General features: G+C 70.3%; 20 protein-coding genes. 7 read left to right on the top strand and 13 right to left on the bottom strand.

Features of this window, described 5'->3' with window-relative positions; genetic code table 11:
- Positions 1-39 precede the first annotated feature (39 nt).
- Complete coding sequence (locus V6M45_RS09515; RefSeq protein WP_332655832.1) at positions 40-615, top strand: hypothetical protein; 576 nt, start codon at positions 40-42, stop codon at positions 613-615.
- Here the strand turns inward: V6M45_RS09515 and fabB are convergent.
- From fabB to V6M45_RS09530, 3 genes are all read right to left on the bottom strand, one after another.
- The gene (fabB, locus tag V6M45_RS09520) at positions 612-1,847 is read right to left on the bottom strand and encodes a beta-ketoacyl-ACP synthase I (protein WP_332655834.1); all 1,236 of its coding nucleotides are present in this window, start codon (positions 1,845-1,847) and stop codon (positions 612-614) included. The genes V6M45_RS09515 and fabB overlap by 4 nt on opposite strands.
- A 54-nt stretch (positions 1,848-1,901) precedes the next feature.
- Complete coding sequence (fabA, locus tag V6M45_RS09525; RefSeq protein ID WP_332655836.1) at positions 1,902-2,432, bottom strand: 3-hydroxyacyl-[acyl-carrier-protein] dehydratase FabA; 531 nt, start codon at positions 2,430-2,432, stop codon at positions 1,902-1,904.
- Positions 2,433-2,544: 112 nt separating this feature from the next.
- The gene (locus tag V6M45_RS09530) at positions 2,545-3,105 is read right to left on the bottom strand and encodes an SH3 domain-containing protein (RefSeq protein ID WP_332655838.1); all 561 of its coding nucleotides are present in this window, start codon (positions 3,103-3,105) and stop codon (positions 2,545-2,547) included.
- Between the two features lie 28 nt (positions 3,106-3,133).
- Here V6M45_RS09530 and V6M45_RS09535 point away from each other — a divergent pair, with 28 nt between their 5' ends.
- On the top strand, positions 3,134-4,120 hold the full coding sequence (locus V6M45_RS09535) for a 2-hydroxyacid dehydrogenase (protein ID WP_332655840.1): 987 nt from the start codon (positions 3,134-3,136) through the stop codon (positions 4,118-4,120).
- A gap of 9 nt (positions 4,121-4,129) precedes the next feature.
- On the opposite strand, the gene V6M45_RS09540 is transcribed toward V6M45_RS09535, so the two are convergent.
- The gene (locus tag V6M45_RS09540; RefSeq protein WP_332655842.1) at positions 4,130-4,864 is read right to left on the bottom strand and encodes a HesA/MoeB/ThiF family protein; all 735 of its coding nucleotides are present in this window, start codon (positions 4,862-4,864) and stop codon (positions 4,130-4,132) included.
- Positions 4,865-4,895: 31 nt separating this feature from the next.
- Complete coding sequence (locus V6M45_RS09545) at positions 4,896-5,285, bottom strand: BLUF domain-containing protein (RefSeq protein WP_332655844.1); 390 nt, start codon at positions 5,283-5,285, stop codon at positions 4,896-4,898.
- 145 nt (positions 5,286-5,430) lie between these two features.
- Here V6M45_RS09545 and hslV point away from each other — a divergent pair, with 145 nt between their 5' ends.
- Positions 5,431-5,991, top strand: a complete 561-nt coding sequence (hslV, locus tag V6M45_RS09550) for an ATP-dependent protease subunit HslV (protein WP_332655846.1) — start codon at positions 5,431-5,433, stop codon at positions 5,989-5,991.
- A 6-nt stretch (positions 5,992-5,997) separates the two neighbouring features.
- Here the strand turns inward: hslV and V6M45_RS09555 are convergent, their stop codons facing one another.
- The gene (locus tag V6M45_RS09555) at positions 5,998-6,786 is read right to left on the bottom strand and encodes a sulfite exporter TauE/SafE family protein (protein WP_332655848.1); all 789 of its coding nucleotides are present in this window, start codon (positions 6,784-6,786) and stop codon (positions 5,998-6,000) included.
- A 114-nt stretch (positions 6,787-6,900) separates the two neighbouring features.
- On the opposite strand from V6M45_RS09555, the gene V6M45_RS09560 reads away from it, so the two are divergent.
- The 4 genes from V6M45_RS09560 (at position 6,901) to mmcB (ending at position 9,503) form a co-directional block, all read left to right on the top strand.
- Complete coding sequence (locus tag V6M45_RS09560) at positions 6,901-7,113, top strand: hypothetical protein (RefSeq protein WP_332655850.1); 213 nt, start codon at positions 6,901-6,903, stop codon at positions 7,111-7,113.
- Positions 7,110-8,411 (top strand): ATP-dependent protease ATPase subunit HslU, encoded by a 1,302-nt coding sequence (hslU, locus tag V6M45_RS09565; RefSeq protein WP_332655852.1) that lies wholly within the window; start codon positions 7,110-7,112, stop codon positions 8,409-8,411. The genes V6M45_RS09560 and hslU overlap by 4 nt, the downstream gene beginning before the upstream one ends.
- A gap of 63 nt (positions 8,412-8,474) precedes the next feature.
- Positions 8,475-8,999 (top strand): lipocalin family protein, encoded by a 525-nt coding sequence (locus V6M45_RS09570; protein WP_332655854.1) that lies wholly within the window; start codon positions 8,475-8,477, stop codon positions 8,997-8,999.
- Between the two features lie 45 nt (positions 9,000-9,044).
- Positions 9,045-9,503: a DNA repair putative endonuclease MmcB gene (gene mmcB, locus V6M45_RS09575; protein ID WP_332655855.1), complete on the top strand. Its 459-nt coding sequence runs from the start codon at positions 9,045-9,047 to the stop codon at positions 9,501-9,503.
- Here the strand turns inward: mmcB and V6M45_RS09580 are convergent.
- The 7 genes from V6M45_RS09580 to rpsP all read right to left on the bottom strand — a co-directional run bounded on the left by V6M45_RS09580 (position 9,488) and on the right by rpsP (position 13,724).
- Positions 9,488-9,976 (bottom strand): COG3650 family protein, encoded by a 489-nt coding sequence (locus V6M45_RS09580; RefSeq protein WP_332655856.1) that lies wholly within the window; start codon positions 9,974-9,976, stop codon positions 9,488-9,490. The genes mmcB and V6M45_RS09580 overlap by 16 nt on opposite strands.
- Positions 9,977-10,061: 85 nt before the next feature.
- Positions 10,062-10,529: a CHAP domain-containing protein gene (locus V6M45_RS09585; RefSeq protein ID WP_332655857.1), complete on the bottom strand. Its 468-nt coding sequence runs from the start codon at positions 10,527-10,529 to the stop codon at positions 10,062-10,064.
- Positions 10,530-10,627: 98 nt separating this feature from the next.
- Positions 10,628-11,779, bottom strand: coding sequence for an acyltransferase family protein (locus V6M45_RS09590; protein ID WP_332655858.1), 1,152 nt, complete (start codon positions 11,777-11,779; stop codon positions 10,628-10,630).
- A gap of 37 nt (positions 11,780-11,816) precedes the next feature.
- Positions 11,817-12,191 carry a hypothetical protein gene (locus tag V6M45_RS09595; protein WP_332655859.1) on the bottom strand — a complete coding sequence of 125 codons (375 nt, stop codon included), beginning with the start codon at positions 12,189-12,191 and terminating at the stop codon, positions 11,817-11,819.
- Between the two features lie 75 nt (positions 12,192-12,266).
- The gene (locus V6M45_RS09600; RefSeq protein WP_332655861.1) at positions 12,267-12,482 is read right to left on the bottom strand and encodes a KTSC domain-containing protein; all 216 of its coding nucleotides are present in this window, start codon (positions 12,480-12,482) and stop codon (positions 12,267-12,269) included.
- Between the two features lie 22 nt (positions 12,483-12,504).
- Positions 12,505-13,032 (bottom strand): ribosome maturation factor RimM, encoded by a 528-nt coding sequence (gene rimM, locus V6M45_RS09605; protein WP_332655863.1) that lies wholly within the window; start codon positions 13,030-13,032, stop codon positions 12,505-12,507.
- A gap of 104 nt (positions 13,033-13,136) precedes the next feature.
- Positions 13,137-13,724 carry a 30S ribosomal protein S16 gene (gene rpsP / locus V6M45_RS09610; RefSeq protein ID WP_332655865.1) on the bottom strand — a complete coding sequence of 196 codons (588 nt, stop codon included), beginning with the start codon at positions 13,722-13,724 and terminating at the stop codon, positions 13,137-13,139.
- Positions 13,725-13,731: the final 7 nt, after the last annotated feature.

Genomic DNA, 13,731 nt, shown 5'->3' on the forward strand with positions numbered 1-13,731 from the left:
CAGGGCCAGTATGCGGAAAACGCCCAGTGGAGGCTATCGATGCGCCTGACTCCGCCCGCCGCCGTTCTTGCCGCCGTGCTCGCGCTTCCGGTCGCCGCTCCGGTCCAGGCAGGGGAGCGCCCGCGCGTCGCCGTGACGGTGGTCACCCTGGACAATCTGCGCCAGCTCCAGGCGGAGTATGGCCGGTCGTCTCTCGACAGTCTCGGCGACGCGCGGTGGGGCCGATTCGACTGGGCCCCGCCGGCGCTCGAGCCGGCGCTGTTTCGCTCGTGCGTCGGTGACCGGATGGACCACGGCCTCGACTACTGCATTCGCTACTATCTGACCCGGGCCGACCTCCCGGCGGATACGCCGCCCACGGTGGTCGTGGCCTTCGACGACGGGCCCGGGGCGACCGACCACCGCCTTGGCGGCGAGACGCTGCGGGTCAGCTGCTTCGGACGCGGCGTCACGCCGGCCGACGCCGCCGCCCAGGACACCTGGATGTGGCCGCGCGCGGCGCGGATGCATGGCATGAGGGATATGGAACGCGACAGCGACGCGCTGGCCGCCTGCATCTCGGCTGCCGCGTCGGAGCGGTGGAACGGCCTGCGTCAGCCGGATCCGTCACCCTAGCGGTCGACCTTCGACAGGATCAGCGTGCCGTTCGTCCCGCCGAAGCCGAAGCTGTTGGACATGACGTGCGTCAGCTCGCCGTCGTGGCGCTCGCGCAGGATCGGCATGCCCTCGAACTCGGGGTCGAGATTTTCGATGTGGGCGCTCTCGGCCGCGAAGCCGTGCTTCATCATCAGCAGGCAGTATATGGCCTCCTGCGCCCCGGCCGCGCCGAGGCTGTGACCCGTCAGCGACTTGGTCGAGGAGATCATCGGCATGGCGTCGCCGAAGACGTTGCGCACCGCGCCCATCTCCTTGCTGTCGCCCACCGGCGTCGAGGTGCCGTGCGGGTTCAGATAGTCGATTTTCGGATTGCCGGCCATTTCCAGCGCGATGCGCATGCAGCGCTCGGCGCCCTCGCCCGAGGGGGCGACCATGTCATAGCCGTCGGAGTTGGCGCCGTAGCCGGTGACCTCGGCGTAGATGGTCGCGCCGCGCGCCACGGCCCGCTCGTATTCCTCGAGCACCACGATGCCGGCGCCGCCGGCGATGACGAAGCCGTCGCGATCCTTGTCATAGGCGCGGCTGGCCTTCGAGGGCGTGTCGTTGAAGTTCGAGGACATGGCGCCCATGGCGTCGAACATGTTGGACATCGACCAGTCGATGTCCTCGCAGCCGCCGGCGAAGACCACGTCCTGTTTGCCCCAGGCGATCTGTTCCGCCGCCGCGCCGATGCAGTGGGCGCTGGTCGCGCAGGCCGAGCTGATCGAATAGTTGATGCCCTTCAGCTGAAACCAGGTGGCCAGCACGGCCGAGGGTCCCGAGGCCATAGCCTTGGGCACCGCGAACGGGCCGATGCGCTTGGGCGAGCCCTTTTCGATAGTGGTCTGGGCCGCCTGCAGGATGACCTGGGTCGAGGGGCCGCCCTCGCCGACGATCAGGCCGATGCGCTCGTCCTGGATCTCCTCGGCGCTCAGACCCGAGTCCTTCAGCGCCTCCTCGAAAGCGATGTGACCCCAGGCGGTGCCGTTGGCGAGGAAGCGGGCGGCGCGGCGATCGACGTGGGGGGCCCAGTCCTCGGCGGTCACGCCCAGAGACGGCGGGGCCCAGACCTGCGAGCGGAAGCCGTGTGCGGCGTGGTCGGCGGCGTGCTGCACGCCCGACTTCGCCGCGCGCAGGGAGGCCGCGACCTCATCCTGCCCGGTGCCGATGGAGGAGACGATACCCAGTCCGGTGACGACGACACGCCGCATGGTGCTTCCTTCTTGAACTCAGATCGCCGCGTTTTCCGCGGTCTTTGAATGGGATCAGCCGCCGACCGGTTCCGCCGCTCCGAAGAGCCCGACGCGCATGTCCGTGGCCGTATAGATGGGGACGCCGTCGGCTTCGAGCACCCCGTCGGCGATGCCCATGACCAGGCGGCGGTTGATGACCCGCTTGAGGTCGATCTTGTAAACCACCTTCTTGATGTCCGGGGTCACCTGACCGGTGAATTTGACCTCGCCGACGCCGAGGGCCCGGCCGCGACCCGGGCCGCCGATCCAGCCGAGATAGAAGCCGACCAGCTGCCACATGGCGTCGAGACCGAGGCAACCCGGCATCACCGGATCGCCGATGAAGTGGCACTGGAAGAACCAGAGGTCGGGGTGGATATCCAGCTCGGCCTCGACATAGCCCTTGCCGTGGGCGCCGCCGTCCGCGTTGATCGTGATGATGCGGTCGAACATCAGCATCGGCGGGGCCGGCAGCTTCGCATTGCCTTCGCCGAACAGCTCGCCCCGGCCCGAAGCCAGCAACGCCTCATAGTCGAACGAGGAGGGACGGTCGGTTTGGGTCACGGGCGCTCACATCTCAGGGGGCCGGCGGCGCGGACGCCGTTCATGGCCGGTGTGGCCGCCGGGTTACACGAGCACGGGAGCGGGCTCAACCACCCGCGTTCCGCCCGGACGTTCAGCGGCGGCCGGTCCCCGCCGGCCGCGCCGCATTGCACAGCGCCCGTTCCTGGGCCCCGAACACTGCGGTCTGCCGCACCCAGCCGCGCAGCCGCCCGGCGCGAATCCTGCACCACCCCTCCTCGCATTCGTCCATGGCCACCAGCGAACGGGGCGACAGCCGGGCGCGCACCGGCGCGGTCTCCGAACGCCCCGAATGGATCGGGATTTCGTGGTCAGAGGCGTTGAAGACGCTGCGGCGGCTGGACACCACGCTGCGGTGGACCCAGGCGACGGCGCCCTCGGGATCGCAGATCTTGCGCCATTCGGTGGTCTCGGCGATCACCTGCACCGGCAGGCCGGAGACGCGGTATTCCCACAGAATGCGGTGATCGAGGCCCGGGCCGAACCGCGCATGCACTTCGGACGACTTCAGCGACAGCCAACGGGGCACCGGCTGGCCGCTCGGCGTCGGCCGGCCATCGGGCATGGTCTGGGCGGCGCTGGCGAACAGCGCCGCGCCGATGACGGCGGCGGTCGCAGCCAGCCTTTGGAAGCGGGGACGAGCTTTGCTAGACACTGGGCGTCCGTGAAATCGAAGGCTTCGAATGTCCGCGCCCAGGCTTAAGGTCGTGTTAACCAGACGGCTGCCGGATGCGGTCGAAACCCGCATGCGCGAGCTGTTCGACGCCGAGTTGAACCTGACCGACGCGCCGATGGACCGGGCCGCGCTGGAGGCCGCGGTCGCCCGCGCCGACGTGCTGGTCCCGACCATCACCGACGCCATAGACGCCGGCCTGATCGCCGCGGCGGGCCCGCAGCTGAAGATGATCGCCAATTTCGGCGCCGGGGTGGATCACATCGACGTCGAGGCGGCGGTCGGCCGCGGGCTGATCGTCACCAATACGCCCGGCGTTCTGACCGAGGACACGGCCGATCTCGCCATGGGCCTGATCCTCGCCGTCAGCCGCCGCATCGTGGAGGGGGCCCAGGTTGTGGCCGAGGGACGGTTCGAAGGCTGGACCCCGACCTGGATGACCGGGCGCAAGCTGTGGGGCAAGCGGCTGGGAATCGTCGGCATGGGCCGCATCGGCCAGGCGCTGGCAAGGCGGGCGAAGGCCTTCGGCATGCAGGTCCACTATCACAACCGCAAACCCGTCCCTGACATGATCGCGGAAGAGTTGGGCGCGACGTACTGGGACGATCTGGACCAGATGCTGGCGCGGATGGACATTATCTCGCTGAATTGCCCGGCGACGAAGGAGACGCACCACCTGCTGTCGGCCGAACGTCTGGCCCGGCTGCAGCCGCACGCCCTGCTGATCAACACCGCCCGGGGCGAGCTGATCGACGAGGCGGCGCTGGCCGACGCCGTGGCGCGGCGGGCGATCGCCGGCGTCGGACTGGACGTCTATGAGCACGAGCCGGCGATCCACCCCGGTCTGCTGGGTCACGCCAATGTCGTGCTGTTGCCCCACCTCGGTTCGGCCACCCTCGAGGCCCGGCAGGACATGGGCGACCGCGTCATCGTCAACATCCAGACCTTCCAGAACGGCCATCGTCCGCCCGATCGGGTGATCCCGACGATGCTGTAGCGGCGCGGGTCAGCCGCAGACCGGACAGGCCGGATCGGCGGCGACGCCGACGGTTCGGGCGGTTCCGGCCAGACCGTCATAGATCAGCAGCCGCGCCGTCAGGTGCTGGCCCGCGCCGGCGATCAGCTTGATCGTCTCCAGCGCGGCCATCGAGCCGACCACTCCGGCCAGGGCGCCGACGACGCCGACGCGGGCGCAGGTCTCGGCCTCCGGCGGCGTCTCGGCCACGAGGCAGCGGTAGCAGGGCCGGCCGGTGAAGACCCCGACCTGACCGCTCCAGCGCCCGAGCGCGCCCGAGACCAGCGGAATTCCGGCCGCCACGCACGCGGCGTTGACCGCGAACCGGGTCTCGAAATCATCCGTGCCGTCGATGACGATGTCGCAGCCCTCGAGCAGCCAGGCGGCGTTGTCCGGAGTCAGCCGTTCGGCCGCCTCCTCGATCTCGACATGGGCGTTCAGAGCGGCGAGCCGGACCGCGCCGGCCTCGACCTTGAGCCGGCCGACATCCTGTTCGGAAAAGACGATCTGGCGCTGAAGGTTGGACAGGGCCACCGCGTCGTGGTCGATCAGCCGCAGGACGCCGATCCCGGCCGCCGCCAGATACAGGGCCGCCGGTGCGCCGACCCCGCCCAGGCCGACGATGGCCACGCGCGCGGCCTTCAGCCGCTGCTGGCCGGGTCCGCCCAGCTCGGCCAGCACAAGGTGGCGGGCGTAGCGCTCGATTTCGTCGTCGGAGAAGCTCACCGGTCCCGATTAGGCGGTCCCGGGCCCGCCGTCACGCGGCCTTGCGGATATCCAGCAGAACCTCGGCCTCGCGGGCGGTGATCCGGGACAGGCAGCTTAGTCCCACGCGCCGCAGAAGCGTGGACGGATCCGCGCACACGCCCATGGGCTCTTCGATCCGTCGTTCCGCGATCGGAGTGTCGACCAGAACGCGGAAGCCGGTGTGCCGGGGATCGTCCAGCAGGCGCCGCATCAGGCGGTCGAGGTCGATGCGCGCGCCCTCGACCACCTGCAGGATATGGCCCTGGTGGAACATCACGCAGCTGGTCAGGTGATCGCGACGGTTGTTGCGCTCTGACACGCCGAGAATCTGGGCGATCGAGAGGGTCGACGCGCCCGTAATGCCGACGGCTTCGCTTGCGTAGATGACGCGATGAAGCACGGTGCTTCCTTCGAATTGCGACTTATGGGGCAGATAATTCCCAGTGTAACGGGTTACATTGGTGAGAATGTGGCTCAACGGGCCATTGGAATCCCTCCGCAAACCGCTTGCCGCGCCGCATTTCCGTCGCCATCTGAAACGAATGATGAACGCAAACGACACCGCCAGCCCCGGCTGGCACGGCACCACCATCCTCGCCGTCCGCAAGGACGGCCGCACGGTGATCGCCGGCGACGGCCAGGTCTCCATGGGCCCGACCATCGTCAAGGGCGCGGCGCGCAAGGTGCGCGTGCTGGCGGGCGGCAAGGTGCTGGCGGGTTTCGCCGGGGCCACGGCCGACGCCTTCACCCTGATCGAGCGGCTGGAGGCCAAGCTGGAGCAGTATCCGGACCAGCTGGCCCGGGCCTGCGTCGACCTGGCCAAGGACTGGCGCACCGATCGCTATCTGCGCCGGCTCGAGGCCATGCTGCTGGTCGCGGACAGGAGCTCGATCTTCACCGTCACCGGCGTCGGCGACGTGCTCGAGCCGGAGCATGGCGTGGCGGCGGTCGGATCGGGCGGGAACTACGCCCTCTCCGCCGCGCGGGCCCTGCTCGAGAACTCCGACCTCGACGCCGAGACCATCGCCCGCAAATCCATGGCCATCGCCGCTGAGGTCTGTGTCTACACCAACGGCAATCTGACCGTGGAGACCCTGGAGTCCTGATCGCGGTCAGGTCCCGATCAGGCCCGCGACGAGGGCCGCCCCGATCGCCAGCATGGCGGCGGCGACCACGCCCCGGACGAGTCCGATGGTGACCTTCTTCAGCCAGCGCACCGCGCCCCAGGCGCCGGCGAAGGCGCACAGCACAGCCCACGCGACGAGCAGGCCCTGCCGCGTGCCGACCTCCCCGGACGCGGCCCCCGCGGCGAGGGCGTAGACGGGGAGGCGCGACAGGTCGATCAGCACGGCGATCATCACCCCCGTGGCGATGAAGCGGGCGGGGTCGAGGCCGAAGCGCAGCAGGAACATCGAGCGCAGCGCGCCCTGCTGTCCCGTCAGCCCGCCGACGAAGCCGGTCGCCAGCCCGCCGAGGGGCGCGAGGCGAGGCGGGGCGGCGAGGCGCTGGAACCACGGCTGGAGCTCCAGCAGGCCCAGCACGATCATCACCGCTCCGACCACGAGGGCGGCGGGCGTCGGCCCGAAGGCGCGGCCCGCCAGACTCCAGCTGAACAGTTCGGCGCCCGCGCCGAGGCGGCCCAGCAGCCAGGCCCCGGCGATCGAGGCGGGGATCGCGAGCAGGCCGAAGCGAAGCACCGTGCCCCAATGGGCCTGACGCCACAGCAGGCCGCCCTTGAACAGGCCGTTGAGCAGATGGACGACGCCCGTGGCGGCCACGGCGACGGGGACCGGAAAGAACAGGGCGAAGGCGGGCAGCAGCACGGTGCCGAGCCCGAACCCCGAATAGAGGGTCAGGCCCGAGGCGAGGAAGGCGACCAGACCGATGACGAGGAAATCCATGCCGGCTCCGGCGCAGCGACGCGAATCCGGCCATAGCCGATCGTCTGCAACGGCGCACCCGTCCGTCGGAGATTTGACGGGACAGGGCGGGCCGGCCGGCGTCCATACGCGCTCATGCGCCGTCTCGCCCGCTTCGTCCTGCCCCTGACCTTGCTCGCCCCGCCCGCCCTCGCCCAGGAGCCGGACGCCGCGCCCGTGGTCGCCGCGGAACGGGCAGAAGGCCGGCTGAAGGATCGTCCTCGCCCAGCTGATTCCGGCGCCTCCGCCGCCGCCCGCGTCGCCGCCCCCTCCCGCCGGCGGCTGAGCCGCCCTATCTCAGTGCCATGACCGACCTCTCCCCCCGCGAAATCGTCTCCGAACTCGACCGCTTCATCGTCGGCCAGGACGACGCCAAGCGCGCCGTCGCCGTGGCCCTGCGCAACCGCTGGCGGCGCAAGCGCGTGCCCGAGGACCTGCGCGACGAGGTGACGCCGAAGAACATCCTGATGATCGGCCCCACCGGCGTCGGCAAGACCGAGATCGCCCGGCGGCTGGCCAAGCTGGCCGGGGCGCCCTTCCTCAAGGTCGAGGCGACCAAATTCACCGAGGTCGGCTACGTCGGCCGCGACGTCGACCAGATCATGCGCGACCTCGTCGAGTCGGCGCTGGTGATGGTGCGCGACAAGCGCCGCTCGGGCGTCAAGGCGCGGGCCGAGGCCGCCGCCGAAGAGCGGCTGCTCGACGCCCTCGTCGGGCCGGGCTCCCAGCCGGCCACCCGCGACAGCTTCCGCAAGAAGCTGCGCGCCGGCGAACTGGACGACAAGGAGGTCGAACTCCAGCTGGCCGACACGGCCTCGCCGATGCAGGGGCTCGACCTGCCGGGCGGCGGCGGCATCGGCATGATCAATCTGTCCGAGATGCTGGGCAAGCTGGGCGGCGGGCGGACGAAGACGGTCAAGCTGCCGCTGCGCGACGCCGTCGCCCCGCTGGTCACCGAGGAGAGCGACAAGCTGCTGGATCAGGAAAGCCTGACCCGCGAGGCCCTGCTGCTGGCCGAGAACGAGGGCATCGTCTTCCTCGACGAGATCGACAAGGTCGCGGCGCGGCAGGGGGCTTCGGGCGCCGACGTCAGCCGCGAGGGCGTCCAGCGCGACCTGCTGCCGCTGATCGAGGGCACCACGGTGTCGACGAAATACGGGCCGGTGAAGTCCGACCATGTCCTGTTCATCGCTTCGGGCGCTTTCCACGTCGCCAAGCCCTCGGACCTGCTGCCCGAGCTGCAGGGCCGGCTGCCGATCCGGGTCGAGCTCAAGGCCCTGACCCGCGACGACTTCGTGCGCATCCTGACCGAGCCCGAGGCCAATCTGATCCGTCAGAACCAGGCCCTGCTGGCCACCGAGGACGTCACCCTGACCTTCACCGACGCCGCCATCGCGGCCCTCGCCGACGCCGCGGTGGCGGCCAATACGACGGTCGAGAACATCGGCGCCCGCCGGCTGCAGACGGTGCTGGAGCGGGTGCTGGAGGAGACCAGCTTCAAGGCCTCCGACCTCGCCGGCCAGACCATCGCCTTCGATGCGGACCAGGTGCGGGACAAGGTGGCCGATCTGGCGCGGGACGCGGATCTGAGCCGGTTTATTCTGTGATCGTTCATCCGGTCGGCCTCGCCCGTCGTACAGCGGTGTGGGGCTGTACCGGAGGAGGCCATCATGATCCGTGCATTCGGCGTCGCCGTCGCCGTCGTCCTGACGAACCTGTCGGCGGGGGCCGCCGCCGCCCAGTCGTTGTCGGTCGACATGGACCAGTTCCGCGGGCGGTGGTTCGAGGTCCTGCGAAGTCCCAACGACATCCAGCGGGACTGCCGCCGGTCGCAGATCGATTTCACCGCCCAGGACCGCGCCAACCGCTACGGCCTCGTGGTTCGATGCACGCGCCCCGATGACGAGGTCGAATTGCTGCGCGCCAACGCCAGGGTCACCGATCCGGGCGTCAACACCCGCTTCCGCTTCACCCTGACGGGCATGCTCAGCTTCGGCGGCCTGGCGGGCCAGAATTACCGCGTCCTGGACCGGGCCGCGGACTACAGCTGGGCCATCCTCGCCCTGCCCGACGGATCCGACTGGTGGGTCTGGCACAGGAGCCAGACCCCGCCCCCTTCGATCCGGGCGCAACTGATCGCCCGCGCCCGGGCCGCCGGCCTCGACACCAGCCGGATCGTGCACACCGGCCGCTAAGCCCGAAGCCTTGAATCCGGAACGAAAGCCGAACATAACGTCGGCATGTCCGCCGCCGTCCTCTCTATCGACCTCGTCTTCAGCCGGCCCGCGACGACCGTGTCGGTCACCCGGGGCGCCGCGCGGCTGATGGCGGACATGGGTTTCGCGCCCCTGCTCGAGGTCGGCCTGCCCAATGGCCGGCGGGCCGACGTGATGGCGCTGGGCCCGCGCGGCGAGATCGCCATCTGCGAGGTCAAGTCGGGGCTTGAGGACTTCCGCGTCGACCGCAAATGGGGCGAGTACCGGCCGTATTGCGACCTGTTCTATTTCGCCGTGGCCCCGGAGTTTCCCTCGGACATCCTGCCGGACGAACCGGGGCTGATTGTCGCCGACGGCTTCGGCGGGGCGGTGGTGCGCGAGGCCTGCGCCGCACCGCTGGCGCCGGCCCGGCGCAAGGCCCTGACGATCGCCTTCGCCCGGCTGGGCGCGCTCAGGACGCTGAGGGATCAGGCCGCCGGCTGAGGTCCGTCGACGACGCGACCGCTTTCGCCGGCCGACATGACGGCGCTAACGGTGGCGGCGCAGCCCATCAGCGTCTCTCCGCCGATCTCGACCATGGCCGTCAGCGGCCAGGTGCGGTCGCTCATGCCGTCGCTGCAGTCGGCGGCGGTCAGGGTCACCTTGAGGGCGTTGCCCGCGGCGGTGGTCGACTCCCAGACGGCCATGGAGCCCAGGATGACGGGCGCCGTCTGCGGGGCCCGCTGCTCGGGCCGGTCGGCGCCGGAATAGACCATCTCCGACCCGGTCAGCTCCACCGCCCAGAACGGCTCGGTGCCGACCACCCGCAGGGGGCGGGTCAGGTCGGCCCCGGCCAGGGTCGGCGCGGGGGCCGCGGCGGGCTCGGCGGTGCCGGAATCCTCAGCCGAGGGCGAGCAGGCGGACAGGGCGAGGGCGGCGAGAAGGGCCGTCCGGGCGAGAGGGGTGAGGGCGCGCATGGAAATCTCCCGGGTTGCGGGCATGGAGCGCGGGACGTGGGCCGCCGTCAAGCGCGAGCGGGGTGTCGCGCGGTCGGTCCGGGGTTCAGGGCTGGCCGGCGCTGGCGGCGGGCGCCGAGGCCATCAGCAGGCCGTCGGACGGCTGGGCCGGGGCTTTGTAGATGAAGCCGTAGGTCGGGTAGACGCTGGTCCCGAGGTCGTTGATCGGATTGTACCAGACCTTGACCGCGCTCCAGTCGCCGCTGTCGGAGACGTCGACGACGGTGACGTTCTCCTCGACCTTGCCGCGGCTGCCGCCCCAGTTGGCGTGGGTCACGCGGATGACGCGGTCGGTCAGCACTTCCGAAACGACGGCGACGTGGCCGCGGCTCATGCGGCCGCTGGGTTGGAAGGCCAGCACCGAACCCGTCCGCGGGCGTTCGCCGGTCTGGAAGCGATTCTGGGCCTGGGACCACCAGGTGTGGGCGTCGCCGAAGATTTCGATGCCCGAGAACATCCGGGCGAAGGTGACGCATTGCCAGTAGGGCTCGCCGGCCTTTGCGACGGGGGCCATGCCGCCCAGCGCAAAAAATCCGAGGGTCGCCGCAACCGCGGCGGCTGTGAGCCGTTTCATCATGCTGGCGTAGGTCCCGACCTGCTGGTGAATCAGCCTTAGACGATAGTTTCCGAGGGTTGAAGAACCCTTTCGGGCGAATTCGCCTGTTGGGCGACCTCCGGGCCGGCTGGGCGGTTGCGCGCGGCCAGCCCGCGCAAAGCCTTGCGGGCCGGGCGTTCGACCAGGTGGTAGGTCAGGGCCGCGGCGACCGGGATCGCCGCCAGAACCGCCAGCCACACAATCACGTGAAGTCGTTTGTCTTCCGCGCCGGTCAGCCGCGCCGCGACATTGACGCCCAGCAGCAGCACGGGTGCGCAGACCATGTAGATCGAATAGGAGATCTCGCCGAGATACACGCCGGCCCTGGAGGCCAGAACCCCGGCGCGGTCGTTGTCGAGCCCGCCGAGGCCCAGGATCAGGCCCCCGGCGAACAGCACCACGATCGGGTCCCACAGGCCCAGCGAGGCGCTGACCAGCAGGCCGATTCCACAGGCGAGGGCGATCAGGCCGCCGTGGCGCACGGGCGCGCGGCGGTGGATCAGGTACAGGGCGCAGCCCAGCGCGAAACACGGCACGATCCTGAGCGCCCCCCAGCGGAAGGTCGCCTCGGTCAGCGAGTAGCCGGCCGCCGGTTCGAACACGGCGTACAGCGCCACGGCGCCGGCGGCGGCCAGGGCCGTGGCCAGCACCGGCCGCTCACGCATCCGCCACGCCACGAAGGCGAAGGCGGGGAAGCTGAGATAGGCGAACCACTCGGCCGAGATCGACCACGAGGGATGGTTGAAGGCGGCGCTGGAGGCCAGGCCCCACGCATGGGTCAGGCTGAGGTGGGCGGGCAGGGAGCGCCAGTCGAGCAGGCTTTCGCTGACCGTCAGGCCCGCGACGGTGGCCCCCACGCCCAGCGCGATCATGCCCCCGAGCGTGACCAGATGCAGCGGATAGACCCGCGCGATCCGCGCCCACAGGAAGCCGCGATAGCTGAAGCCGCCCTCGCGGCCGCGCCCGGCGGCCTCGAGATAGACGTGGCTGAGAATGAATCCGGACAGGACGAAGAAGACCTCGACGCCCAGATAGCCCTTCGTCACCGCGACCGGCACGAAGCTGACGTCGAGATGCGGCCAGGCCGTGAACAGCACCACCCACAGGGCCGCGAGGAACCTCAGCGTCGTCAGGGCGCGCAGGTCGGGAGGGGTCTGGACAGGCGTCATGGCCATCCCAGACTAGGACGTCAGGTTGTAGGAACCGTTAAGCGCCACACTCCGTCGGGCGGGCCTCGCCGGGGGCGTACATTTCGCAGGCCCGGTCGATCTCGCCCTGGATCAGGGCGCAGGGGTTGGCCGCGTTGCACGGCGGCCGGGTGGCGGGGCTGACCGCGACGCAGCGTTCGACCAGTCGGGCCGAGGCCTCCGGCCCGATCTGATCGAGGCAGGAGACCGGCTCGCCGGTGGCTCCGGCGGTCAGGGCCGGATCGATCTCTTCCTGCGGCGGGGCGTCCGCGGGCATCATGGGCGGCGCGGCGGCGGTCGGCCCGGGTTCGGCCGCGGGCGTTTCGGCGGTTGGCTGCTGACAGGCCGCCGCCAGGGCGGTCACGACCAGCAGGGCGAGAACGGTCCGGCGCATCACGTCACTCCGATCGGTCGCGAAACGGCAGCATAGGCACGGTTCGGTCCCGGGCAAAAGCGGGCGACCGGCGTCTCAGTCCGCGGGAAGACCGCGCTCGACGCGTCGGAAGGGATAGCGGTCGCGGATGTTGGGCCCGAAGAAGCGGCCCTTCGAAAACGCCTCGCGGAAGGCCGCGTGCACCTCGGGCGGGACGCCGTCGTACTCGTAGACGTCGCCGCTGACGAAGGTCACCCGCAGGCGGCGCCGGGGCTCGTCATAGCTGAAGCGGCGGATGACGCTGGAGGGCATGACCTCCGGAACGCGCCGTCCGTCAGTCGGGCTCCCGCTCGCCGACCTCGGTCGGGCGCACGGCCAGCAGCCAGCCGGCGGCGATGTGCAGTTCGGGCACGGCCTCCCGGGTGAACGGCAGATACCAGGTCGGGCCGCCGGCGGCCGGTGCGATCTCCAGCATGTCGTCGGCCCCGAAATTCTGCACCGACTTGACCGCGCCCAGCACCGCGCCGTCCGGGTCGCGGGCTTCCAGCCCGACCAGATCGGTCAGATAGAATTCGTCCTCGTCGGGCTCCGGCAGGCGCTCGCGCGGGATGTGCAGCTTGAGGCCGCGCAGGGCGTCGGCCTGCTCCTTGGTGGCGATCTCCTTCGCCCGCCCGACCACGCCGTTCTTCTCGGGCCGCGCCGAGGTCAGGGTCAGACCGACCGAGCCGTCGGCGCGCAGCAACGGCCCATAGGACAGCAGGGCCATCGGGTCGGCGGTGTAGGCCGTCACCCGCACCTCGCCCTTGACCCCGAACCCGCCGGCGATCTGGGCGACGAGGATGAGTTTGCTGTCGGTGGGCATCCGCGCCTCCCTGTTGGTCTGTCCCGATAACAGAAAAGCAGCGCCCGGGCGTCCGGGCGCTGCTTTCCGATCGCATCGTCTCCGCCGGGGCGGAAACCGGGCCCTTAGGCCTCGGTCTTTTCTTCTTCGGTCGCTTCAGCGGCCGGGGCTTCTTCAGCGGCGGCTTCGGCGGCCGGAGCCTCCTCGGTCACGGCGTCAGCGGCCGGAGCCTCTTCAGCAGCGGCTTCCGGCTCCGGAGCCGGCGCGTTCTTGGCGGCCTCGGCGGCGGCCTTGGCCTCTTCCTTGGCGCGGACGGCGGCTTCAGCGGCCTCGATCTTGGCGGCGGCTTCGGCCTCGGCGCGGTCGGCTTCGCGCTGGGCGCGCTCGGCGGCGCGTTCCTGGGCCTTCTTGCCCGGCTCGGCCTTCTTCGGGTTGTTCGACTGGGTCCACTTGACCTTGTCGGCCAGGGTCTCGTCCTGGCTCAGGAAGCGGGCGACGCGGTCGGTCGGCTGGGCGCCCTTGCCGAGCCATTCGGCGATGCGGTCGGCCTTCAGGCTGACGCGCTTCTGCTCGCCGTCGCGCGGCAGCATCGGATTGTAGGTGCCGACGCGCTCGATGAATTTGCCGTCGCGGGGCGAGTGCGAGTCAGCCACCACGATGTAGTAGTACGGGCGCTTCTTGGCGCCGCCGCGGGCCAGACGAATCTTCAACATTTTCAGT

This window comes from Brevundimonas sp. (assembly GCF_036676055.1).
Taxonomy (GTDB): Bacteria; Pseudomonadota; Alphaproteobacteria; order Caulobacterales; family Caulobacteraceae; genus Brevundimonas.

Bases quoted from the DNA above. Each gene is read 5' to 3' on its own strand.
- V6M45_RS09560 (WP_332655850.1), top strand. From the start codon at position 6,901: ATGCGCCGTCTCGCCCGCTTCGTCCTGCCCCTGACCTTGCTCGCCCCG.
- V6M45_RS09600 (WP_332655861.1), bottom strand. From the start codon at position 12,482: ATGCCCTCCAGCGTCATCCGCCGCTTCAGCTATGACGAGCCCCGGCGC.
- V6M45_RS09555 (WP_332655848.1), bottom strand. From the start codon at position 6,786: ATGGATTTCCTCGTCATCGGTCTGGTCGCCTTCCTCGCCTCGGGCCTG.
- rimM (WP_332655863.1), bottom strand. From the start codon at position 13,032: ATGCCCACCGACAGCAAACTCATCCTCGTCGCCCAGATCGCCGGCGGG.
- V6M45_RS09595 (WP_332655859.1), bottom strand. From the start codon at position 12,191: ATGCGCCGGACCGTTCTCGCCCTGCTGGTCGTGACCGCCCTGGCGGCG.
- V6M45_RS09585 (WP_332655857.1), bottom strand. From the start codon at position 10,529: ATGGCCCCCGTCGCAAAGGCCGGCGAGCCCTACTGGCAATGCGTCACC.
- V6M45_RS09580 (WP_332655856.1), bottom strand. From the start codon at position 9,976: ATGCGCGCCCTCACCCCTCTCGCCCGGACGGCCCTTCTCGCCGCCCTC.
- V6M45_RS09515 (WP_332655832.1), top strand. From the start codon at position 40: ATGCGCCTGACTCCGCCCGCCGCCGTTCTTGCCGCCGTGCTCGCGCTT.
- rpsP (WP_332655865.1), bottom strand. From the start codon at position 13,724: ATGTTGAAGATTCGTCTGGCCCGCGGCGGCGCCAAGAAGCGCCCGTAC.
- fabB (WP_332655834.1), bottom strand. From the start codon at position 1,847: ATGCGGCGTGTCGTCGTCACCGGACTGGGTATCGTCTCCTCCATCGGC.
- mmcB (WP_332655855.1), top strand. From the start codon at position 9,045: ATGTCCGCCGCCGTCCTCTCTATCGACCTCGTCTTCAGCCGGCCCGCG.
- hslU (WP_332655852.1), top strand. From the start codon at position 7,110: ATGACCGACCTCTCCCCCCGCGAAATCGTCTCCGAACTCGACCGCTTC.
- hslV (WP_332655846.1), top strand. From the start codon at position 5,431: ATGAACGCAAACGACACCGCCAGCCCCGGCTGGCACGGCACCACCATC.
- V6M45_RS09570 (WP_332655854.1), top strand. From the start codon at position 8,475: ATGATCCGTGCATTCGGCGTCGCCGTCGCCGTCGTCCTGACGAACCTG.
- V6M45_RS09590 (WP_332655858.1), bottom strand. From the start codon at position 11,779: ATGACGCCTGTCCAGACCCCTCCCGACCTGCGCGCCCTGACGACGCTG.
- V6M45_RS09535 (WP_332655840.1), top strand. From the start codon at position 3,134: ATGTCCGCGCCCAGGCTTAAGGTCGTGTTAACCAGACGGCTGCCGGAT.